The organism is Aquirufa ecclesiirivi (assembly GCF_011250515.1).
In the GTDB taxonomy this organism is placed as follows: Bacteria; Bacteroidota; Bacteroidia; order Cytophagales; family Spirosomataceae; genus Aquirufa; species Aquirufa ecclesiirivi.
In genome coordinates this window covers 26,594-50,869 of the sequence record NZ_JAANOP010000006.1, presented here as the reverse complement: position 1 = coordinate 50,869, position 24,276 = coordinate 26,594, and the positions used below count along the sequence as shown (strand labels likewise).

The following is a 24,276-nucleotide window of genomic DNA, read 5'->3' as shown; positions in this document are numbered from 1 at the left end:
TCGTTTGGCTAAGGAAGGCCTTCCAAGAAATTTCTTGAGCTAAATCGCTAACGCTGGCAAGGTTCCAAACCTTGACAGCGTTGGCTGGACTTAGCCAAAAAAATGTAATTTTACTCCCATTTGATGCTGACAAAAGCGATTTCAGCATAATCATTTCGTTCATATAAAACACCTATTCGATCTTCATCCAATTTCACTATATCAGAATACGCAGTAAAATCTGGATACTTGACAGGATCATTCGTGCCCTCTATTTCATGGCTGATTGGCCAAGTTAAACCTTCATCAAAGCTAATACGTAAGGTCAAATGATTCCGATTTTCTTGGTCAGCGGCATTGGAAAATGCTAATACACTTTTTCCTTGTCTGTATCCTATAGATAGTAATGAGCCTTCACAAACCGGATCAGGCAATGATGTCTCATAATACGTTTTATCCCATGAATTTCCTCCATCTGAGCTAATAGCCGCAATACGAGTCCTAACATCTCCTTTTTGATTTCTGGCATTCAATAACAATCGATTATCCGATAACTCAGCGGCTGTAGCTTCATTGCTTCCAAGCAGCCCTAATGATTGACTTAATTGAAAGCTTTGACCATGATTATCTGTAAAAAAACCATGTGAAACATAATCTGTGAAATCTGATTTAGGAGCACCAGATGAATGATTCGCTGCTACATATATTCTACCACGGTATCTTCCAGAACTAATTTGCATGGCATGGCCAGGTGTATTGGCATAGGAGCGCCAATCTTCTGTATACTTATATGGCTCCTGGGATGGACGATGAACGGATTTGGTTATATTGACAGGCGTTGACCAAGTCTTACCATCATCGGTGGAGGTAATGTACCAAACCTCTCTTAGCCCTTTACCTTGTCGAACTAAATTTTCATGATTGTTACCTGTATTATAAAATAAGAAAATCCTTCCTTGTGGATATTCTGGATCCCAATAGTCCACCACGGGTGCTGGATTTCCAGCTTGCAATGAATCCACATCCACCACCTTCTGAATGGTAGACCAGGTTTTACCCCCATCTTTACTGATTTTAGAAACGATATCGATATTACCAAAATCCTCCGCATTCTTCTTTCTTCCTTCTGCAAAAGCCAATAATTCACCATGAGGAAGTTTAATGATAGCAGGAATACGAAAACTGGCATAGGAATCCTGACCAGAAGTAAAAACGCTTACTTTCTCCGACTTTTGCGCGAAAAGTCCACAGGAAAATAAAAATAAAGACGAAAAAATGAGGTATGTTTTCATGACGAAGATCGATAAAATCAAATTTACTCAATTATTGACTAAGAATATGTTTTGAAACAATTCTCGGTCTTTGATGGAAATTTAAAAAAAAATCAAGTTCTTGGAGTCGAATTTTGTACGACTATGTGTTTGACAAGTTTTTTAACCTTGTCGAGTTCATAATCAATGAAATGTTTCTACCATCTTGTATACCATTCCTTAATCCATTAAACCCTTATTACTATGAGTATGATCAAAGAGTTCAAAGAATTTGCCATGAAAGGCAGTCTAATCGAAATTTCGGTGGCCTTTATTATGGGAGCTGCATTTGGTAAAGTTACAACCGCATTCATTGATGGTGTCATCATGCCTATTGTAGGAGCACTTACCACAGGAGTAGATTTCAAAGCCATGAAATATGTCTTGAGTGAAGCGCAATATGATGCTTCAGGCAAAATTCTTTCACCAGAAAATGCCATTCAATACGGTAACTTCATCACCATTTTTATCGACTTTATTTTAGTCGCATTTGTGATGTTTTTACTGATCAAAATGACCAACCGCTTTAAATCTTCCGAAGAAAAAGCGAGCGAATAAATTAGGCGTGAATAGCTCTTTTGCTGGTAGCAGCTAAACAAGCTTCTTTCATGGCTTCGGTGTAGGTAGGATGGGCATGTGACATACGTGCCACATCTTCTGCACTGGCTCTAAATTCCATAGCTACCACTGCTTCCGCTATCATGTCGGCTGCACGAGCACCAATGATATGAACACCTAAGATTTCATCCGTTTTTGCATCTGCTAAAACTTTTACCAAGCCATCAACATCCATCGAAGCAACGGCACGTCCAAGTGCTTTAAATGGGAAAGACCCATCTTTATAGGCTATTCCCGCTGACTTGAGCTCTTGTTCAGTTTTACCAACAGAAGCTACCTCTGGCCATGTATAAACTACACCTGGAATTAAATTATAATTAATGTGCGGCTTTTGACCTGCGATTACTTCGGCTACAAAAACTCCTTCTTCCTCTGCCTTATGAGCTAACATAGCTCCACGAATCAAATCTCCAATGGCATATATTCCTGGCACAGAAGTTTGTAAAGTATGTTCATCTACGGCTATTCTTCCGCGCTCATCCACCTGTAAACCTGCGGCCGCTAAGTTTAAACCTTCTGTATATGGCTTACGTCCAATACATACCAAACAATAATCTCCTTTTATTTCTACTTCTTCCCCAGCAGCATTTTTCGCTTTAACGACTACTTCTTTTCCCTTATTTTCAGCTCCTGTAACTTGGTGAGAGAAATAAAAATCAGCTCCTAACTTAGCAATCGATTTTTGTAATTCCTTTCCCATGGTTCTATCCATGGTTGGAATCATGCCATCGGCATATTCAACAAAACTAACTTTTGAGCCCAAACGTGCATATACAGAACCTAATTCAGCGCCAATCACTCCTGCCCCTATTACAATTAAATGTTTAGGGATTTCCTTCATCTTCAATGCTTCCGTGGAAGTAATGATTCGTGTTTTATCAATTGGAATGAATGGTAAATTCGTTGGCTTAGAGCCTGTAGCTATAATAATATTTTTTGCACTTAGCAATTCCTCTTTTCCATCAGCTTGAGTGACTTTCACTACTTTTGCGCTTTCGAATGAGCCCAAACCATGAAAAACAGTCACTTTATTTTTTTTCATTAAAAAGGATATGCCGCCATTCATTTTTTCCACCACACCTGCCTTACGAGCAATCATTTTTTCTAAATCAACTTTTGGCTTTCCTCCTATTATTCCATGTTCTTCAAAATGATGAATTGCATTGTAATAATGTTCCGAAGAATCTAAAAGTGCTTTTGAAGGAATACAACCTACATTTAAGCAGGTTCCACCCATCACAGCATATTTTTCAATAATGGCAGTTTTGAATCCTAATTGGGATGCACGAATAGCTGCAACATAACCACCAGGACCTGAACCAATAACGACAACATCAAATTCTAACATAAGGTAATGGAAAAAAGGAATAGGCCCCTAAAGGCCTATTCACGTTGTTAAATATCTAATAATAAACGAGCAGGATCTTCCAACAACTGCTTCACACGTACTAAGAAGCTTACTGACTCACGACCGTCTATAATACGGTGATCGTAAGATAAAGCTAAGTACATCATCGGTCTAATCACAATTTGACCATCCACTACTACAGGGCGCTCCACAATATTATGCATACCTAAAATAGCTACTTGAGGGGCATTGATAATTGGAGTTGACATCATAGACCCAAATACACCACCATTGGTGATCGTAAAGGTTCCTCCTGTCATTTCTTCCAAACTTAATTTATTATCACGTGCCTTCACTGCTAAACGAACCACCTCTGATTCAATTCCAGCCAAGCTTAGATTTTCTGCATTACGAATAACAGGAACCACTAAACCTTTGGGTGCAGAAACTGCAATAGAAATATCACAGAAATCATGGAAAACCATTTCATCTCCATCAATCTTAGCATTCACCGAAGGGAACTCTTTCAAAGCTACGCAAACCGCCTTGGTGAAGAACGACATAAAGCCTAATCCTACCCCATGCTTTTCTTTAAACTTATCTTTGTATTTAGATCTTAAATCCATCACTGGCTTCATATCAACCTCATTGAAGGTGGTCAACATGGCTGTTTCATTTTTCACAGCGACCAATCGACGAGCTACTGTTTTACGCAATGAACTCATTTTTTCACGGCGAGAACCACGTGCATCTGAAGCAATGGTTGCTGTTGCAACTGCCGAAGCTGCTGGAGCAGGCGCTGCTGGTGCAGGCGCTGCTGGCTGCGCATTTTGAGCATCGTCTTTGGTAATTCTTCCACCAACACCCGTTCCAGGTACTTGCGAAGCGGCAATTCCCTTTTCATCTAAAATTTTTGCTGCTGCTGGTGATGGATGTCCTGCTGCATAGGATTCCGTAGGTTGGTGAGTCGTTGCAGGTGCAACGGCTGTACTTGCAGGTGGAAGAACTGTATTTGCAGGTGCTACAACGGTGCTTGAACCAGCTCCTACAGTAATAGTAGCCAAAACACCACCAATAGGAACCACAGCACCCGATTCCGCTACGATTTGTAATACACCCGCTGATTCAGCTGGTAATTCAAACGTCGCTTTATCTGATTCTAATTCACACAAAACCTCATCTAAGGTAACAATATCGCCCGATTTTTTATTCCAAACAGAAACGGTTACCTCGGTAATAGATTCTCCTACTGGAGGAACCTTAACTTCTAATACTTTGCTTTCTGCTGCAGGAGCCACTGGCGCTGCTGCTATTGGCGCGGGCGCTGGACTATCAGCCACTACGACTGCAGGAGCTGGGGCAGCGGCTTGAGCACCAACTACCTCAATCGTACAAATTACAGCCCCAATGGGTAAAACATCACCCTCCTTTGCTACAATGTGTAAAATCCCTTCTGCTTCTGCTGGCAATTCAAAAGTTGCTTTATCCGACTCCAATTCACAAAGAACTTCGTCTAACTTCACCACATCACCCTCTTTCTTATTCCAAGTAGCAACGGTAACTTCCGTAATCGATTCACCCACAGCGGGCACTTTCATTTCTATGGCCATTGTTGTTCGGCTTTTATTTTAATTATTCAAATGCTTTATTAACCAAGGCAGCCTGCTCTTCGGCATGCACCTTTAAGAATCCTGTAGCAGGAGATGCACTCTTCTTACGTGCAACCAATCCCTTAAATTTAGACCAACCAAATTCACGGATGATGTATGACCAATAACCCATATTTTCAGGTTCTTCTTGGACAAAATAAACATCTGCGTTCTTGTATTGAGCTAATTCCTTTTCTATTTGAGCCGTAGGCAGTGGATGTAATTGCTCGATACGAATAATCGCTACATCTTTACGAGCATCCTTTTCTTGTTTTTCTAGCAAGTCAAAATATACCTTACCACTACACAACAATACTTTTTTAACCTTTGCTTTTTCAACATAAGCATCTCCAATCACTTCTTGGAATTTACCCTTGGTAAATGCTTCAATCGGTGAAACCACTTTGGGATGACGGAAAATAGATTTTGGAGACATCACAACCAAGGGCTTACGGAATTCCCAAGTCAACTGGCGGCGCAATGCATGGAAAATATTAGCTGGAGTAGTCAAATTAGCGACTACCATATTGTTCTCTGAAGCTAATTGCAAGAAACGTTCCGGACGAGCATTGGAGTGTTCTGGACCTTGACCTTCGTATCCATGTGGCAAAAGCATCACTAATCCATTTTGTGTTCCCCACTTCGATTCATGAGAACTCACAAACTGATCAATCATGGTTTGAGCCCCATTGGCAAAGTCGCCAAATTGAGCTTCCCAGATCACCAATGCATCTGGATTAGCTAATGCGTAACCAAACTCAAATCCTAAAACACCATATTCAGAAAGCAACGAGTTAAAGATTTGCATCTTCTCTTGTCCTTCTTTGATATGATCTAAATTACAATAATTATTATTGGTATTGGCATCATGCAAAACCGCGTGACGGTGAGAAAAAGTACCTCTTTGTACATCTTGCCCTGACAAACGAACCATTTTCCCTTCAGCCAAAATTGAGCCATATGCTAATAACTCAGCAGTAGCCCAATTCAATTCGCCTTTTTCAAAATAGCCTTTACGATCTGAAATTACTTTCTCAATTTGCTTCAATGCCACAAAGCCTGTTGGTAATGAAGTAATAGCCTTAGCTACCATATCAATCGCAGCTTTACTAATGGCTGTATTCGGCGAAGAAGCAAAATCCTCTGCCTTCGAGAACCGTAAGTTTGACCACTTATTATCCAATTTCAATGGGACATAAGGCGGTTTAACTTTTTGTTTTACCATGTCCAAACGAGCCTGTAATTCCGCTTTAAATTCAGAATCCATTTGACTCGCCAATTTGGCATCTATATCACCACGCTTAATTAAGGTTTGCGTGTAAATCTCTCTTGGATTAGGGTGATTGGTAATGTTTGCATATAAAGTAGGTTGCGTAAAACGAGGCTCATCCGACTCATTATGACCATTTCTACGGTAGCAAACCATGTCCACAAAGACATCACGACCAAACTCCTGACGGAACTCAGCTGCCATTCTTGACACAAATACCACTGCCTCTGGATCATCTCCATTCACGTGAAATACAGGGGCATCAATGATTTTAGCTACATCGGTACAATATATAGCTGAACGAGCATCCTCAAAGTCGGTCGTAAAACCAACCTGATTATTAATCACAAAGTGAATGGTTCCTCCAGTAGAATAACCTTTCAATTTGGCCATTTGAGTCACTTCGTAAACAATACCCTGACCCGCTAAAGCAGCATCACCATGAATTAAAATGGGCAATACTTGGGAATAATCTCCATCATAATGCGCATCGGCACTAGCCCGACAAAACCCTTCAACTAATGGATTAACGGCCTCTAAGTGAGAAGGATTAGGTGCTAATTTCAACGTAATCTCGCTTCCATTAGGACTAGTATGTTGGCTTGAATAACCTAAGTGATATTTTACATCGCCATCGCCATGAATTTGATCTGGCACATTTCCTTCAAAACCATCAAAGATCGCCTCGTATGACTTGTGCATGATGTTCGCCAACACGTTTAAACGACCACGGTGAGCCATTCCAATCATCGCTTGCTTCACACCAAAATCAGCTGCTCTATTAATAATAGCATCTAAACCAGCTATCGTGCTTTCCCCACCTTCCAAACCAAAACGCTTCTGACCTAAATATTTTGTACCTAAGAAATTTTCGAATACGACCGCTTCATTCAGCTTTTGTAAAATCTGTTTTTTCTCATCAATAGAAGGCGTAAATGATAATGCCTCTTTTTCTATTTTATTTCTTAACCATTCTTTAACGCGAACCTCACGAATATATGAATACTCAAAACCAATGGAACCAGCATAGACTTTTTCTAATACTTCACAAATCTTCCGTAAAGAAGCCGGTCCAATACCTAAAAAACTTCCCGCTTGAAATACGGTATCCAAGTCTGCCTCAGATAAGGAATAATCCTTGATCTCTAAGCGAGGTTGACGATCTTTACGATCACGTACAGGATTGGTTTTGGATAGGAGGTGTCCTCTAGAACGGAATGCTTTGATCAAACTGATGACCGACATTTCTTTCTGAATATGAGATTGGTCCAAGACGGCACCTGAAGGCGAAACGCCTTCTCCTTGCCAAGTTTGAGCAAACTCAAATCCCTTGAAAAAATCTCTCCAAGAACTGTCTACTGAATTGGGGTCAACTCTATACGCATCAAACAAGTCAGAAATAACTTGTGTATCAGCATTGGCAACGTAGGAAAATGAATCCATAATGTAAAATCTGGCCTAAATCCAGAAAAGTTTCAAACGTTATTGATTGGTTAAAATTTATTTATTCTAGTCTAAAAAATCTTCGCAATTTACAAAGGGGATTATAATTATCCCCAAAAAAATTGGGGTTTTTTCCCGTTTGGAGCACAAATTTCCAAGGATTTCGCACTGTTTAGTATTCCCCGAAAAAAATCTTTAAAATTTATCATTATATCTATAGATAATCAAATTATTTAGCAGAATACCTAGGGTCTAAAATTCGCAATTTTTCCATTCCCTAAATCAATTTCATATCGCATAAAAATCTGATGGTAAGCGGAGACCGCTGTTTGTGTTGTACTTGTTCCCGTATTGGTCATTCCAGGACTTAAATACACTGAGTTTTTTCCTAAAAAATCATAAGCATAACCCACTCGAAAATTTCTACCTAAAGGTACTTCCACACTTCCTAAGAGAGCCTCATTCGAAAATTCAGAACCTGTGTTTTGCCACCAAATACCAATACCAAATTTTTCTTGCCACCAAAATACCGCATTCAAATCAAAGCGTGTTTCCGAATATTGTAGTCGCATCAAGGCCCCTAATTTCAATAAATTCCCTTGCCCAGGAACTAGTTGATAGCCTATTTTAGCATAAATAGGATTAGGATTGATCCATTCCAAAGTCCTTAAACTTTGGGTTGGTCGACTCAGCCCCAATTCTAATTTATCGTATTGATAGGATATACCAAAACCTATACTACCACCAAATTCGGAAGTACCATTCCTACCTAAAACAGGATATTGATTCAAACCTAGATTAAGTCCCAATTGTAGTCCCTGCCCTTTTCCTATGACAAATCGCTTGGCCAACAGTCCTGCAAATCCCAAATTTGCCGCTATTCCCCCTCCTATTGGACCATAGGATTGATCCGTATTATATGCCAAAAAACCAATACCCCATTTCTCTTGTTGAATCGGCATATCAAAACTGAAGTACTGTTGGGAAGAAGAAGCCCCACCTGTTTGCTGAAATAAGGGCTTTCTTCTAAAAATACCGGTCACAGAGGCCACTCCTTTGCCACCTGCTTCTGCTGGATTAATGGACAAAGGAATAAAAGGGTAGACCATTCGTAAAGATTCTTGCTGTGCCCACAATGAAACCGTACAAATACACAAAACTCCAAGCAAAATGCTACGCATGATAGATAATTAGAGGCTAAAAAATGAGAATAAAACCAAAGACACAAAAACGATCAAAACTAAAATTAATTGAGCAATGAATGAAGTCAAAAACAATCCGACAGATTTAACTGCTTTCAATTGATAAAAGTTTTTGAAGCTTTGATAATAAAAATAAATCCATGCAAGCATTAAGAAACTTTTTATTACATCAAGGAATTCCCATGATAACGATAATTGTACTATATCTAATATGTTTCTTATGAACAATACAATAAACCAACTAGTGGCTACATGTAATACAAATATCCCATGGTGCATGAAGTAAAAATGCTTCCTGCGAATGAATACTAATTGTAAAATCAATGCTAAAATAGGTATTGTCAAAAACAAGACCTGCGACATTTTATGGGTGACCCCATCATATAATGCTTCATAAAATTGCTTGCTTTCTGGATACTTTTTTTGAAGCTCAAAAAAATGAACAATGATGTTTTGCAACAAAGGAGAATCTCGTTCAGATTCAGGCTTAGCCAATTGAGTTTTTTTGTAGGATTGAATTTCGCTTGAATTCAAATAGGCATCACGTTTATCCACTTTCACTTGAAATGAAGCCACTTCTATGGATTTTAAATCTTTGTTCAGTTTAAACTGTAATGGTTGAAATACATAAAACAAAGTCAAGAAGAAAAAGGCAGAAGTAAATAAGTAAAAACGTATGGGATGGATAAATGAGCTTCTTTTCCCTGCCAAATATGCCTGCGTTAATGCCCCAGGTGAAAAAAATAACGTCTTGCAGGTCCGAAAAAAGGCTCCATCAAAATGGGTGATATCTTCGACGAAATGTACCAGCAATGACCAAAAAGATTCATAGGGTTCTCGATTTTCTTGTCCACAATGTGAACAGTAACGTTCCGTCACCTCATTTCCACAATTGAGACAATCTGTTTCACTTCGTAAGTTTATTTTCGACATAATTCCTGACAATATGACACCTCAACTATAATTGGACTTGAAATTGTTATTTCTGCAACAAATTAAAGATTTTTAATCACTCCTCATGAACATTATGAAAGAATCAGGTAATATCTCCATTCACACCGAGAACATTTTTCCGATCATCAAAAAATTCCTTTATTCGGATCACGAAATTTTTCTTCGTGAATTAGTCTCCAATGCCGTAGATGCTAGTCAGAAAATTAAGAGATTAAGCTCCATTGGTGAATTCAATGGCGAATTAGGAGAATTGAAAGTCAAAGTAAGTTTTGACAAAGAAGCCAAAACCATCACCATTTCAGATAATGGTATTGGTATGACGGCTGAGGAAATAAAAAAATACATCAATCAAATTGCCTTCTCTGGAGCCACAGAATTTGTCGAAAAATACAAAGACAAAGGGGATGACAAAGGCATTATTGGCCATTTTGGATTAGGTTTCTATTCTGCATTTATGGTTGCATCTGAAGTAGAAATCATCTCAAAATCTTTCCAAGAAGGCGCAGAAGCTGCTCAATGGATTTGCGATGGATCAACTGAATATACCATCAATTCAGCGGAAAAAGCAGAAAGAGGTACCGACATTATCATGCACATTGCAGAAGATTCGGAAGAGTTTTTAGACGAATTCCGTTTAAAAAGCATCTTGGAAAAATATGGTAAATTCTTGCCAATCCCGATTGAATTTCAAGATAAAATCATCAACAATCCTTCTCCACTTTGGACTAAATCGCCTTCCGAATTAACCGACGAAGACTACCTCTCTTTTTATGAGGAATTATATCCATTCCAAGAGAAACCCTTGTTTTGGATACACTTAAATGTGGATTATCCATTTAATTTGACAGGTATTCTGTACTTCCCAAAAGTAAAAAATGAATTCCAATTACAAAGAGAAAAAATCCAGTTGTACAGTCGCCAGGTTTTCATTACCGACGAAGTCAAAGACATTGTTCCGGAGTTTTTAATGCTCTTACATGGGGTTATTGATTCACCTGATATTCCATTGAACGTATCACGCAGTTTCTTACAAGCGGACTCGAATGTCAAGAAAATCAATAGCTACATCACCAAAAAAGTAGCGGATAAATTGCAAGAATTATTCAAATCTGATCGACCAGGATTCGAGGAAAAATTTGCCAATATTGGCCTATTCATCAAATATGGTATGATTTCCGATGAAAAATTCTTTGAGAAGGCAAAAGATTTTTGTTTAGTAGAAACGACTACCAACAAGCTCTATACACTAGATGAATATGCTGAGGAAGTACAAGCTTTACAAACGGATAAAGATGGACAAAAAGTCTATTTATATACGACAGACGTACAGCAACAAGATGCCTTTATTCAATCTGCCATACAAAAAGGTTACTCCGTATTAAAAATGGATTCGATGATTGATGCTCACTTTATCAATCAAATGGAATCAAAAATAGAAAAGACGCAATGGAAACGCGTGGATGCGGATTCCATTGATAAATTGATTGATACAGGTATTCAACTAGAGGCTATTTTGACGGATGATCAAAAGACCGCGGTGAAAGCTATTTTCGAAGAAACGTTAAATGACAAGCAAAAACAAGTTGTGGTAGAAGCCATGTCGCCCGAGGAATTACCTGCTATCGTAACGCAAAACGAATTTATGCGTCGTATGAGTGATATGTCAAAAACTGGTGGCGGAGGAATGGGTATGTTTGGTAATATGCCAATGACCTATCAAATAACCATCAATGCCAACCACCCACTGATCAATAAATTGATCGATTTACCTTCTGAAGATGAAAAGAAAAATTTAGCGAAGCAAATTGCTGATTTAGCCTTATTATCTCAAAATCTACTTACGGGAGCTGATTTAACAGCTTTCATTAAGAGAACGGTGAGTGGATTTTAATTATGTTCTGAACAACGTCGTCAAGGTTTGAAACCTTGCCGACGTTGTTTAAACGAACGAATTTCAAATTGAATTTATTGCTTTCTGACAATCAACTTCTTGGTAACAATGGATCGACCATCAATCATCAGTTGATACATATACATCCCACTATTGAAGTCGCGTAAGGAAATACGCGCATTTCGTTGATCTTTATCTAAAATCAACTCCTTGATTTCTTGACCTAAAATGTTGTACATCACAATTTTCACCTCTTGGTTAGATGTCAGCATTTGAAAATCAATGTCGGCATAATCACTGGCCGGATTGGGGTATAAATTGGAAACTACTAGGCGGTCCGACTGGAACAAATAGTTATCATTGGTCCCTGTCTCTTCATAAACTTTACGATCCATACCCATCGGTTCAGCAGACTTGGTTGTGCTAGCTTGAGCGTAGGTATTTTTCAAAAACTGACTGATGTAGGTATTCTCCTGAATATTTAAATTGGTTTGTAACTGGGGATTAATCTTGAAACTTCTCTTAGCTAATAAAATAGGTAATCTAACCGGATATGGCTTTGATTTCATTTCTAAACGAGAGCGAGATTTACTTTCACCTTGAGCACTAACATTCCATGAACTCTCTACGAAGAGTAAAAAAAGTACACAAGAAATCAATAGAGGTAAAAAACGGTTCATTATTTCAACAAAGGTGAAACAAAAATAAGACAGTTATTGTGTTAGAAAAATGGAAATAGGTCAAATGGTACATTTTGAATGACCAAAGGCCCAATTTTAAGGATTTTTAACAATTGGAATGGACAATTCCGGTGCATTCACCGCCTCCATTAACTTTTTATAGGTAACCTTTTCATTGATTCGCCATCGATAGCCGTCTAAAACTTGTAAATCTTCATTCCATTCTTTAGGTGGAACAAACTTCGCTTCTGGCTTGGTGATAAACGTAATACGCTTGACTTTATTTTCATCAAAAAACAGGTTCATACGGCTGCACTCCACACGGTTCAAACCTGTGGTTACTTTTTTGTCGTCCATGACATAATAAATACTTTCACCATTACCTTCCACATTGACTCGTCGAAGTTTAGAATCGTCCTTGAAGAAGACCCAGACCTTTCGACCTTTAATCTGATTAAAATGTGAAGCAGAATCTGCTGAAATCACAAAAGAATGACCGCGTAGGCGCATTTCCTTGAGCTTTTGATTCACCATAAATAAGGATATTGAATCAGCGGTAGATTGGGAATCATTGGTCCAAATAATGGGCTTTTGATAAAAATGTATCACGGAATCTCGCATATCATATCCCAAGGAGTCGCATCGACCGGATAAATCCGACTTATAAATCAGCACATGCTTGTAGGCATATAACTTGCGCACAGAATCTTGTTTATTATCAAAAGAAACCAGGGTATCGGCTGTTAAATACAAGGTATCCTTTTCCATGATGTTTCGCATCAACGCATTTCCATAGACTCGAGTAATTCCTGTTTTACCGTTGTATCGTCCATTCTTACCCGTTAAAACAACTTTATCCTTCTGGCTTAAAAATTCTACATTACCCTTGGCCACGCCAATCTTGGTAGGGCTATCGTAAAACAATGTATCTGCTGTTAAGGTATAATCTTCCATTTTGGCCGTTGATCGGCCTGTAAAATTGGAGACTTTGGTTTGCGTATTATAAAAGCCAGATTTGGTGTAAACGGTATCTTTCTTATTGATAATTTCCGTTGGACAAATGAAAAAAGCCTCTTTGGAAGCTGTATTATAGCGCAAGGAATCTGCTTTAAGGGCTCCACCCTCTTTATCAAGCACACGTACTTTTTCTTTGAACAAAAAGTTTTTGGTCACCGTATTATAAAACCCTTCTTTACTGGTAAGCGTGGTTTTCTTATCCAAAATTCTGGCTCCAGTATGATAGACGGCCATTTTGGTATTCATGTCATAATCCAACTTATTGGTATTCAGAATAATGGTATGGTCATCTAATTTCACGCGTCCCAACATATAGGCTTGTCGGAGGTCACCATTATACAAGGCTGAATCACCTGTGATGGTCACCGTATCTGCTTGGATAATTTTCACGTGACCGTATGCCTCTACATTATTGGTGGTACTGTTAAGAATGGCTTGATCACAAGTTAGGGTCGTTGTACCTTGTCTAAGAACCACCTTCCCAATCAATTTTTTAATTATGGAAGATTCTACTTGTATACCGTTAAGGCTATCCGCGTAAATGACTTGAACTTGACTTTGGCTCCAAGCTAAGACAGGTAAAAGAAGTAGAATAAATAGGAAAATAGGCGATTTATAGCGCATCTTGAAAGCGAATCGTTAATTTCGTGGCTTTATCACGCAATTTACCATTTTTATGCTGGAAGATTTCATCCAATTTGTCCGAAAAGAGAATTTATTCCAAGCCGATCAAAAAATATTGTTGGCTGTCAGTGGCGGGATAGACTCCATGATCATGTCCAAACTATTTTCGTTGGCCAAATTTAATTTTGGGATAGCGCATGTCAACTTCAGTTTGCGGGGTGAAGAATCGTTGGCGGATGAGGTATTTGTCAAAAAAATGGCCAAGACCTTAAAAGTTCCTTACTATACTATTTGTTTTGATACAAAAGCTTTTGCTGAGAAAGAGAAACTTTCTACACAGATGGCTGCCAGAATATTGAGATATGATTGGTTTGAGGAGATTCGACAAAGGGAGGGCTATGATTTTATAGCTACTGCACATCATCAGATGGATAGTGCAGAAACTGTATTAATGAATTTGAGTAGAGGGAGTGGTCTAGCTGGCTTTCATGGGATACCTGTTAAAAATGGGTACATCATTCGCCCGATGGCTTTTGCAAATCAGGAGCAAATATTTGATTTTGTAGTTAGTCACAAATTGGCTTGGCGAGAAGATTCTTCTAATGTTTCTACGAAATATCAAAGGAATTTTATTCGGCATGAGATTATTCCAAAGTTCATCGAATTAAACCCCCATTTTGAGCAAAGTGTGGCTCAAAGTAGTGCCAACATCGCTTCCATTGAAAAATGGATGCAAGCTGAATTTCAAATATGGAAACAAGAACGTTGTAAATCTGACGCACAAGGAAACCTATTTATACAATTAAGTGAACAGAGTTTAGTTGAGAAAGAGATAGTGATGCGCCAGCAGCTTTTATTGGCTTATCATTTTACGGCAGATGCCATGGGGCATATTTTAGCAGCTGGTGATCTACAAATTGGTAAAATTTTTGAATCACCTAGTCATATCTTGAATATTGATCGGCAACAATGGGTAATTAGTCCAAAGGATCAATCTGAATTTAAACCTATCCTAGTGGATGAGGAAGCAGAGGAAGTAGATTTAGGACATCAGATTTTGCACATTGATTTTGGAGAAAATGAAAAAGGATTCACTCCTCCTACAGGTTCCCACGTGGCCTGTTTAGATGCAGAGACCTTGCATTTCCCACTAGAAATCAGAAAATACCAGGAAGGAGATTGGTTTTGTCCTTTGGGTATGAATCAAAAGAAATTAATTTCTGATTTTTTAACCGATAAAAAAGTGCCGTTGAATTTGAAGAAAAATGTTCAATTGGTCTTGAGTAAAGGTTCTGTGGTTTGGGTGATGGGGCATCGGATTGATAACCGCAACAAGGTGACAGATAAGACGGAGGGGCTGTGCATTTTGACTTTAGAAAATAAGCATGTGGCTTCATAGAGTGGCTTCGAGAACCTCATATGGTGGCTTCGAGAACCTCAGCCACCTGAATAATTGAGCATTGTGGCTTTGAGAACCTCATGTGGTGGCTTCGAGAACCTCAGCCACCAAAGTGAATGGGCATCGTGGGTTCGAGAACCTCAGCCACCTGAGTAAATGAGCATCGTGGTTTCGAGAACCTCAGCCACCTGAATAATTGAGCATTGTGGCTTTGAGAGCCTCATGTGGTGGCTTCGAGAGCCTCAGCCACCAAAGTGAATGGGCATTGTGGGTTCGAGAGTTTTTGCAACACGTATTGCAATTATATCGTTGATACATCAAATTTTAAGGTAACAATTGAACGAATTCATTAGATAATATTTAAGATTAAAATTCGCTTTAACCTGTTAAGAGCAATATGGCACATGGGTGAATTTCCCCTAGAAATAGAGTTGGCTGAGGCTCTCGAAGCCAACTTACCTGTGGATATAATTTATTTCTGATGTCACTCAGCAATCTTTGTGGCTTCGAGAGCCTCAGCCACCAGAGTAAATGGGCATTGTGGCTTCGAGAGCCTCAGTCACCAGAGTAAATGAGCATCGTGGGTTCGAGAGCCTCAGTCACCAGAGTAAATGAGCATCGTGGCTTCGAGAGCCTCAGCCACCTGAATAATTGAGCATTGTGGGTTCGAGAACCTCAGCCACTTAAAAAGGATTTCTTAATTTAATTGCATTAAATTACACCTTGACATTCCCTAGATAACCCTTTCAAATTAATACTTTCATAAAGTAAATTAGAATTGATTAAAAGTCGGTCTAATTCTTGTTCAAAAAACAATTCGGTATAACGATTCCATTGGTTGGGTGATTTCTCTAACTCTCTAAAACTGTTGGCTAAGGTAGATATGTAATCCTTTTTTTGTGGAGCATCATTAATAAAAATAGGGGGATATAATTCATACATGAGCATCCAATTTTTAGCAATTCGAGTAACTCTTCCATTACCATCCGCAAATGGATGAATACGAATTAACTCATGATGGAAGTAAATTGCTCGAATGATGGGGTTAGAAATGTGTTGAATTCGATAAAAAAGCTCAGCTACCAAACTTGGCACCATCATTGGGTCGGGACAAATATGTGCACCAATTTGTACCATGGTATGTCGATAACGATTAGGATGCAAAGCATTTGTTTCCGGAGAGACTAGGCGGAGTAATTGGAACAATTGAATCTCCTTGCTTAAATTTTGATGAAACACTATTTCAGAGATGACGAAATCAAGTGAAACTTTCAAATTCTTGACGTACTCTATTGCTTCCTCCTCATTTTGAGCTTCCATTTGAGCATTTTTAATGCTTAATTGTTCTTTCAAATCATTGACGCCTGTCACATATATATCCAATAAATCATCATCTAAATGGTAACGGCTATAAATAATTAAACGATAAATAGATTTTACTACGCTATCTATTTCGGCGATTTTACGCGCATTAATTTGAATCTTTTCAACAGGCAGTAGTTCCATTAGAGTGTAATATTTAAGTACAAAACAATCTATGCCATGTAACCAACAAAATAAGTAAATGTTCAACCTTAAATAAGGTACTTGATAAAAATTACGGATTAGATTCTCTAGATTGAAAATGATCTGCGTTCCGCTTAGATTTGTCAAATCTTGAAGATTTGACAAATCTCTCCAAACAATCCTGCGCAAATAAATCTCTCCCAACAAATCTCTCCCAACAAGCCCTGCTCCAATAAACCCTGTCACAACAAAGCTGTCAAGATAAATCTACCCCAACAAAATCACGAATATCTATCTAATTAACTTCCTATACGTCTCTGTGCGGATAGGGTCCAATAAACTGAGGTAAGCAAAAGCTTGCTGGCGCTCGCTAGGACTAGCTTCATCCATGATGGAGAAGATTTCATCAGCCTTGGCATCAAAGAAAATACGAATGTTAGCCGCACCTGGACGAATTTGATTGATTTGACGAATTTGATTCAACAACTCTAAGATTCCTTTTCGGGTTTCATCTGGCTGATCTTTATAAGTATCCAATAATAATCGGTGATACGTATAATTTACTTCTCGGATACCCTGCAATTGCTGATTCATTAAGCTTTCCGAGATGGCAACCCGACTGCGAACATCATTCACTACGCCCCAACCAGTGCCAGAAGTTTGAGCCAAATTGGTCAAGTTAAATAACTTCTGAGTGAACACATCCCCTCCCATTTTACCAAAGGAATCATATTGATAAGCACAAGCTAAATAGGCATAATAAGCCAACATGGCACTCAAATTATCAATAAAAGAATTGTCGTTATAAGTCAGGGGCATGCCCAGTAAATACTTGAAATTGAAGTTTTTATCAATGATGTTCAAAACTATCGTTTCATAGGATGTCCCAAATACTGGTCGCAATACTTGTAATCGAGCATTGGCCTCAAAGTCGCCCTGCGAGGTGGCTTTAGTCAAAAGTAAATTGATATTAACTTTGATTTTTTCTTCAGGAGCAAAATTATCATTGGACCAGCGTCTTCCATTCAGGAAGTCTTGCATCGTTCTTTGTAATTCTGGATAGATTTGATTGCTTCCGCGCTGCTGATCGAGCTGTAATTGCTCGGTATTGATGGTCACTGTTGCTTGTAACTCCTGGGCACAAAGTCCCCAGGAAGTTAGCAACAAGATTAAGCTCAGAAAAAAGGGAGTAGATTTCATGGTTAGAAATCAAACGAAATAAAATTATTTTTCGTCTGTACCTTCTTCACGGATACGAAAATCAACTTTATCTGCCATAAAGTCGTCGATAGCTAAAGCCGAAGGCTTAGGCATACGCTCGTAATATTTGGAAATTTCAATTTGCTCGCGGTTCTCAAATATCTCTTCTAAATTATCTACTGAAGATGCAAACTCAGAAAGTTTACCCGATAATTCTTCCTTCATCTTACTAGAGATTTGACGCGCTCTTTGCGAAATAATGGAAATTGATTCGTACACATTTCCCGTCTTTTCGGCAATTTTATCAACATCACGGGTGATGATCGATGGGTTTGTTTGGATCTTAGACATCTCTATAAATTTAAGATTGCAAATTTAGACTAAATTTTTGGTAAAAACTATTGAGGACTGGTGGCCAATTTGGAGGTTTTCGCCTTCTCCTTTTCCACAGCTGCCTTATACTCGTCTTCCAATCTAGTAATACGAGCTACCTCTTCAACACTTTTCGTGTACATCTTCTCAGCTAATTTCAAATAATTGCTGTTTGGATATTTATCTACTAGCTCCAAATAAAACTTGGAAGCATCTGTATAACGTTCTTTTTGTTTTATCTCAATGGTGCTATTCGCCAACTCAAATTGTGATAAGACCTTCAAATATGCCATTTCTTCGTTGTAATCTGAATCAGGGAAATCACGCTGAAAATTGGTAATTTCAATTACGGAAGATTTCAAGGTAGCAATATTGAAAGGCGATGTCTTATAGTACAAACGCGCTTTTTCATAAGCTTTACGTTCTAATTTCTTACGCAATTCCCGAATGATATTACTGCACTCTTCCTTAAACTTGGTATCTGGGTAATTATTTAAATAACTCTGAATCTCGTTGATAGCCGACAAAGTCCCTGTTTGATCCAAATTGTAATTAGGAGAGTCTTTGTACAAAGCAAATGCCGACATGTATATCGCTTCTTCCGCATATTCACTGCGAGAAAATACTTCCGCAAATTTCTTAAAATGCGAATTGGCTAAGGTATAATTACCTGTATTGAAATCACAATAAGCTTGGTAAAAAGTGGCTAATTCTTGAGTAGAATCACCTTTTAACAAAGGTAGAATCTCATCAAAAAGTATCCCAGCCTTGGCAAAATCCTTCTTTTTATAATAATCTACCGCAGCCTTGTATTTGAGCGGCACACTAGCACTCTTACGGAATTTCTCAAATTTCCCACAAGAACTTAAGCCAATTACGGCTACAAAAAGAATCAGTACTAAATTTTTCAATTTCATAAGAGCGCAAAGATAATCATAATTGTGCGTACGTCCGAATTAAACTGCTTTACTAAATTGCAAATGGTATAATTGAGCGTATAAACCGTCTTTTTTAATCAAATTATCGTGATTTCCTCGTTCCTTAATCAATCCTTTGTCCATCACTAATATCTGGTGTGCATGACGAATCGTCGATAATCGGTGAGCAATCACCACAGCAGTACGCCCCTTCATTAAAGTGGCGATGGCCTCTTGAATCATCAATTCTGTTTCAGTATCCACCGAAGAAGTAGCCTCATCCAAAATGATAATCTTAGGATCATGTACCAATGCCCTTACAAAGGAAATCAATTGTCGCTGACCTACACTCAAGGTTGCCCCTCTTTCCATAACTTGATACTGATAGCCTCCCGGCAAGGACATAATGAAATCATGCACCCCAACGGCTTTGGCGGCCTCCTCCATCTTTTCTTGACTGATGGATTCATCTCCTAAATTAATGTTATATGCAATTGTAGAACTGAACAAAAACACATCCTGCAATACTACCGCAATATTTTTTCTTAAACTTCCTATTTCATAATCGGTCAAAGCAATACCATCAATCAGTATATTTCCAGATTGACAATCGTACATTCTACTTAATAAACCAATGATGGAAGATTTACCTGCCCCTGTTGCCCCTACAATGGCCAAGGTTTTACCTGCCTCCACCTCAAAACTCACATTTCGAACCACCCATTCTGGCTCATTATAGGCAAAAGTCACGTCTTTAAATTCCACATTTCCTTCCAATTTGTCGGCCAAATGTGTCCCATTATTTTGAATATAATCCGTTGAATCCAAGAGTGTCAAAATCCTTTCCGTAGAAACAATCCCCATTTGCAAGGTATTGAAACGGTCGGCCAACATTCTAATAGGCCTAAAGAACAAGTTGATGAACATGATGAAAGCCGTCAATGTCCCCACACTTTGTTGTTCTTTCAAAATGTAAGTCGAAGCCATCCACACCACCAAACCCGTACCCACAGCAGCAATCACATCAGCCACAGGAAAATACACCGAATAAGCCCAAATACTCTTGATATTGGCATCACGATGATCCTTATTGATTTCTTGAAACTTGACTAATTCTCTTTTTTCGGCATGAAACAATTGCACAATCATCATTCCAGAAATATGCTCTTGCACAAAGGAATTCAGATTGGCTACTGCCAAACGAACCTCATTGAAGGATTTTTTGATGTGTTCTTTGAAAATGTAGGTCGATAAAACCATGAAGGGTACCGTAGCTAAAATGATCAAGGTCAACCGCCAATCGGTATAAAACATGACGCCCACGATCAAAAACAACTGCAATAAATCCCCCGCAATGGAAGCTAAACCCTCTGAAAAAACATCGTTCAAGGTTTCTATATCAGAAACGGTCCTAGTGACCAAGCGACCAATGGGTGTGGCATCAAAGAAGGCCAATCGTAGGTTAATGATTTTTTGGTATAAGGTAACTCGAATGTCTCGGATTACTGTTTGACCTAAATAACCTGCTAAATAACTAGTAGAAAATTGTAAACCTGTTTGCAAAAATAATACCCCAAGCATAATGAAAAACATACGCAAGAGATCTTGTATATGAGTTATATCCACATCATGATCAAGGGTATAACGAATGAGTAAGGGGACTACAGGAGAAACACCTGCCATGCAAAGAATCAAAAATACCAATAACCAAAAACGGAATTTATATGGCTGTATAAACCCATAAATTCTGCGAATGATGTGTAAGTCGACTATTTTACCGCTGGACGTCTCTTTCAAAGCTTAAACGGGATTGTTGGTTTCCGTGGGCATTGCCGAACAAGTTCCGCAACCTTTGGCACAACCCACTTGTTTGGAAAAAAACATCCGATAGACCATTCTCCCTAAATAAACTACTGCTCCAACAAATACGAGACTGATAATGATCTTTTCCATAAGCATATTAGTTTTCCCAATGCGTTTGTAAAGTTCCTAAAAATTCTTCAAAAATAGCCCCTGCTCCAATAATTTGACCCGTAAAAATCACATCCGAACCACCTGAGAAGTTAGTCACCTTCCCTCCTGCTTCTTCAATGATGATTTTACCTGCTGCTACATCCCAAGGTTTTAGATTAGCTTCAAAAAAACCTTCAAATCTACCACAAGCAGTATAAGCTAAATCAATGGCGGCAGCGCCCATTCTTCGTAAACCATGACTTTTTTGCATGAGTTCCTTCAAGAGTGTTAAATATTTGTCTTGGTAAGAGAAATCATGGTAAGGAAAACCCGTTGCTAACAAACTCTTTTCTAATGTAGGCTGCGAAGAAACCCGAATAGGTAAACCATTCAAATGTGCCCCAGCTCCTTTTACCGCATAAAATAATTCATCCCGATTGGGCTCATAAATCATACCTAAGACGGGTTGTTTCTGATAAATCAAACCAACGGAAACTGCATAAATAGGTAATTGATGCAAGAAATTAGTCGTTCCGTCCAAAGGATCTATTACCCAATAATAACCATCTCCTACTTCTGAAAAATCGGATGCTGATTCCTCAGCAATAAAACCTGCCTCAGGAAAAATGGATGCAAGTCCTTCTTTCAAACGGACTTCAGCCGTCTGATCCACAAAAGAAACTAAATCGTTTTTGCCTTTGTATTGAATGTGTTCAATGGCAATCTGATTCACCATGGATTGTATCCATTGGCCAACTTCTCGAACCAGAGGTAAAGATTGATCTAATATTTTCTCTAAATCAGCCATTATTTCTTTGCCGAAGGCTTAGACGCTACTTTAGTGGGTAGTGGACCTAAGACCCAGTCTGCCAATAATTGTTGCGTTTCCTTTAAATAGACATCTTTTGCATGCTTATCCGCCGTTGATGCTTTTTTATCCTTATCACCATCTGGTGTTTCTGCTGCAGAACTTGCAATGTTATCCATGACCGCTTGCGACTCATCTGGCTTTTTCTTTTGCTCATCCAACTCCTTCTTACGCTTGTCGATTTGCAAGGAAATAGAATTCAATTCCTTAATCTTTTTCCAACGTTCAAAATCATCTTTCAACTTGATTAAATCAGGTTTCGATTTCAAACGTGCTTGGAAGCTAGATTGCATCTTATTGATTAACCCTGGATTGATGTTGGATGTGATTTGATAATTGGTCGCTGGAATCATATCCCAAGGCAAAGCACTAGGCTGTGAGCTTTCTCCGAACTCCTCGGCAGAAAATGCGGAAGGTAGTGCAAAATCTGGACTTACTCCTTTATGCTGTGTGGAGCTACCATTGATACGATAGAATTTCTCCAAGGTAATTTTCAATTGACCTACAGGCTCTTTCTCGTTGTTCATGTAATTATCCAAGTCCACCACCGACTGCACCGTGCCTTTACCGTAGGATTGTTCTCCTACAATAATGCCGCGCTTATAATCTTGAATAGCCGCTGCAAAAATCTCCGAAGCTGAAGCCGAGAAACGATTAATCAATACCGCCATAGGGCCATCGTAGAATTGCTCTGGATCTTTGTCTACTTCCTGAGTAATCTTGCCATCGGATTGTTTTCTTTGCACCACAGGGCCTTTTGGAATGAATAAACCCGTTAAATCCACTGCTTCAATCAATGAACCACCTCCATTATTTCTTAGGTCAATGATTAATCCATCGACACCTTCTGTTTTAAACTCCGTTAAGAATTTCTTCACATCAGCTGAAGTAGATTTGAAATCCGATTCTCTTTTGCGCGCCCCTTCAAAATCGCGGTAAAACATGGGAATGGTGATTAAACCTAATTTAATTTTCTTATCTCCTTGGTTGTAGGTTAAAATCTCTTTTTTGGCTGTTTGTTCTTCCAACTTAATTTTCTCACGAACCAAACGAACTTCCGTACCTGGAGAACCTGCACCAGCTCCTGCTGGCAATAATTTCAAACGAACCACGGTGCTTTTAGGTCCACGAATCAGCTTGACGGCGTCATCAGTGAACCAGCCTATCACATCCACATAAGTACCATCATCTCCTTGAGCCACACCGATAATGCGGTCTTTGGGATTGATTTGCTTACTTCTAAATGCGGGACCGCCTGGAATCAAATCCTGAATGGTCACATAATCTCCTTCCAAACGAAGTGTAGCTCCAATTCCCTCAAAGCTCTGCGCCATATCGGTATTGAAAGCTTGAGCCGTACGAGGAATCATATAAGAAGTGTGCGGGTCAATACTTTCAGTGTAGGCATTCATGAAAACCTGAAACACATCTTCTGATCGAGTACGTGCCATGTATTTTTCGGAACGCTTGTAACGATCTTTTAACTCACGTAATGCTGTGGTGTCCGCTTTTCCAGATATTCTCCAATCCAGCAATTGTCTTTTCACGTCTTTACGCCAAAAGTCGTTTAGCTCTTCTTTAGATGCCGCATATTGAGCTTTTTCTCTGCCTGGTTGATAGGTCTCTTCGACCGTAAAATCTGGTATTTTTTGCAAGATTTGATCGATGTAGGCATAACGCTCTTTCATGCGTTGCTGGTAACGATTATAAATAGCAAAAGCCGAAGTCAAATCACCATCGTTCAATTGATTGTCGATGGTTAACCTGTATTTCTCCAATTCCTCCACATCAGAAGCTAAGAAAAAAACTTTATTGGGATCTAACTCTTTCAAATAGGCATCGTAGATTTTGGACGACAGCGAGTCGTTCACCGGAATTTTACGGTAATGGTAATTACTCAAGATACCAAAGACCAATCGCTCCACCTTGCGCTGAGTATCGGTGGGTTGTAAATCACCTTCCTGATACACCACGGATTTGGTAGAAGGAAAAGTAGTTTGGTTTTTGCCGTGTAAAAACAAAACCACTAAAAGTGACAATGGGATTAAAATAGGCAGTATCTTTTTCATATACCTG

19 protein-coding genes are annotated in these 24,276 nt (G+C 38.8%); 3 read left to right on the top strand and 16 right to left on the bottom strand.

Going from position 1 to position 24,276, the window contains the following annotated elements:
* Positions 1–110: 110 nt before the first annotated feature.
* The gene (locus tag G9H65_RS09355; RefSeq protein WP_166375075.1) at positions 111–1,271 is read right to left on the bottom strand and encodes a sialidase family protein; all 1,161 of its coding nucleotides are present in this window, start codon (positions 1,269–1,271) and stop codon (positions 111–113) included.
* A 222-nt stretch (positions 1,272–1,493) separates the two neighbouring features.
* Between G9H65_RS09355 and mscL the strand changes: the two genes are divergently transcribed.
* Positions 1,494–1,847, top strand: coding sequence for a large conductance mechanosensitive channel protein MscL (gene mscL, locus G9H65_RS09350; protein ID WP_166375074.1), 354 nt, complete (start codon positions 1,494–1,496; stop codon positions 1,845–1,847).
* Position 1,848: 1 nt separating this feature from the next.
* On the opposite strand, the gene lpdA is transcribed toward mscL, so the two are convergent.
* The 5 genes from lpdA to G9H65_RS09325 all read right to left on the bottom strand — a co-directional run bounded on the left by lpdA (position 1,849) and on the right by G9H65_RS09325 (position 9,752).
* The gene (gene lpdA / locus G9H65_RS09345) at positions 1,849–3,255 is read right to left on the bottom strand and encodes a dihydrolipoyl dehydrogenase (RefSeq protein WP_166375073.1); all 1,407 of its coding nucleotides are present in this window, start codon (positions 3,253–3,255) and stop codon (positions 1,849–1,851) included.
* A 47-nt stretch (positions 3,256–3,302) separates the two neighbouring features.
* On the bottom strand, positions 3,303–4,865 hold the full coding sequence (odhB, locus tag G9H65_RS09340) for a 2-oxoglutarate dehydrogenase complex dihydrolipoyllysine-residue succinyltransferase (RefSeq protein WP_166375072.1): 1,563 nt from the start codon (positions 4,863–4,865) through the stop codon (positions 3,303–3,305).
* A 22-nt stretch (positions 4,866–4,887) separates the two neighbouring features.
* Complete coding sequence (locus tag G9H65_RS09335; protein ID WP_166375071.1) at positions 4,888–7,617, bottom strand: 2-oxoglutarate dehydrogenase E1 component; 2,730 nt, start codon at positions 7,615–7,617, stop codon at positions 4,888–4,890.
* Between the two features lie 245 nt (positions 7,618–7,862).
* Positions 7,863–8,798 carry a type IX secretion system membrane protein PorP/SprF gene (locus G9H65_RS09330; RefSeq protein WP_166375070.1) on the bottom strand — a complete coding sequence of 312 codons (936 nt, stop codon included), beginning with the start codon at positions 8,796–8,798 and terminating at the stop codon, positions 7,863–7,865.
* Positions 8,799–8,807: 9 nt separating this feature from the next.
* Positions 8,808–9,752 (bottom strand): DUF3667 domain-containing protein, encoded by a 945-nt coding sequence (locus G9H65_RS09325; RefSeq protein ID WP_166375069.1) that lies wholly within the window; start codon positions 9,750–9,752, stop codon positions 8,808–8,810.
* A gap of 94 nt (positions 9,753–9,846) precedes the next feature.
* Between G9H65_RS09325 and htpG the strand changes: the two genes are divergently transcribed.
* The gene (gene htpG, locus G9H65_RS09320; protein ID WP_166375200.1) at positions 9,847–11,664 is read left to right on the top strand and encodes a molecular chaperone HtpG; all 1,818 of its coding nucleotides are present in this window, start codon (positions 9,847–9,849) and stop codon (positions 11,662–11,664) included.
* 74 nt (positions 11,665–11,738) lie between these two features.
* Here the strand turns inward: htpG and G9H65_RS09315 are convergent, their stop codons facing one another.
* Both G9H65_RS09315 and G9H65_RS09310 read right to left on the bottom strand, forming a co-directional pair.
* Positions 11,739–12,344 (bottom strand): T9SS type A sorting domain-containing protein, encoded by a 606-nt coding sequence (locus G9H65_RS09315; protein WP_166375068.1) that lies wholly within the window; start codon positions 12,342–12,344, stop codon positions 11,739–11,741.
* Between the two features lie 96 nt (positions 12,345–12,440).
* Complete coding sequence (locus G9H65_RS09310; protein ID WP_166375067.1) at positions 12,441–13,985, bottom strand: OstA-like protein; 1,545 nt, start codon at positions 13,983–13,985, stop codon at positions 12,441–12,443.
* A 52-nt stretch (positions 13,986–14,037) separates the two neighbouring features.
* Here G9H65_RS09310 and tilS point away from each other — a divergent pair, with 52 nt between their 5' ends.
* Positions 14,038–15,384 (top strand): tRNA lysidine(34) synthetase TilS, encoded by a 1,347-nt coding sequence (gene tilS / locus G9H65_RS09305; protein ID WP_166375066.1) that lies wholly within the window; start codon positions 14,038–14,040, stop codon positions 15,382–15,384.
* Positions 15,385–16,095: 711 nt separating this feature from the next.
* Here the strand turns inward: tilS and G9H65_RS09300 are convergent.
* From G9H65_RS09300 to G9H65_RS09265, 8 genes are all read right to left on the bottom strand, one after another.
* Positions 16,096–16,890 carry a Fic family protein gene (locus G9H65_RS09300; protein ID WP_166375065.1) on the bottom strand — a complete coding sequence of 265 codons (795 nt, stop codon included), beginning with the start codon at positions 16,888–16,890 and terminating at the stop codon, positions 16,096–16,098.
* A gap of 291 nt (positions 16,891–17,181) precedes the next feature.
* Positions 17,182–18,090, bottom strand: a complete 909-nt coding sequence (gene porD / locus G9H65_RS09295) for a type IX secretion system protein PorD (protein WP_166375064.1) — start codon at positions 18,088–18,090, stop codon at positions 17,182–17,184.
* A 24-nt stretch (positions 18,091–18,114) separates the two neighbouring features.
* Entirely contained in the window at positions 18,115–18,432 is a 318-nt protein-coding gene (locus G9H65_RS09290; RefSeq protein ID WP_109325079.1) for a DNA-directed RNA polymerase subunit omega, read from the bottom strand.
* 56 nt (positions 18,433–18,488) lie between these two features.
* Positions 18,489–19,379 (bottom strand): outer membrane protein assembly factor BamD, encoded by an 891-nt coding sequence (locus G9H65_RS09285; protein ID WP_166375063.1) that lies wholly within the window; start codon positions 19,377–19,379, stop codon positions 18,489–18,491.
* Positions 19,380–19,418: 39 nt separating this feature from the next.
* Positions 19,419–21,176 (bottom strand): ABC transporter ATP-binding protein, encoded by a 1,758-nt coding sequence (locus G9H65_RS09280; RefSeq protein WP_166375062.1) that lies wholly within the window; start codon positions 21,174–21,176, stop codon positions 19,419–19,421.
* A 3-nt stretch (positions 21,177–21,179) separates the two neighbouring features.
* Positions 21,180–21,332, bottom strand: coding sequence for a FeoB-associated Cys-rich membrane protein (locus G9H65_RS09275; protein ID WP_166375061.1), 153 nt, complete (start codon positions 21,330–21,332; stop codon positions 21,180–21,182).
* A 7-nt stretch (positions 21,333–21,339) separates the two neighbouring features.
* Positions 21,340–22,140: an inositol monophosphatase family protein gene (locus G9H65_RS09270; protein ID WP_166375060.1), complete on the bottom strand. Its 801-nt coding sequence runs from the start codon at positions 22,138–22,140 to the stop codon at positions 21,340–21,342.
* Positions 22,140–24,269, bottom strand: coding sequence for a carboxy terminal-processing peptidase (locus G9H65_RS09265; RefSeq protein ID WP_166375059.1), 2,130 nt, complete (start codon positions 24,267–24,269; stop codon positions 22,140–22,142). The genes G9H65_RS09270 and G9H65_RS09265 overlap by 1 nt, the downstream gene beginning before the upstream one ends.
* Positions 24,270–24,276 lie beyond the last annotated feature (7 nt).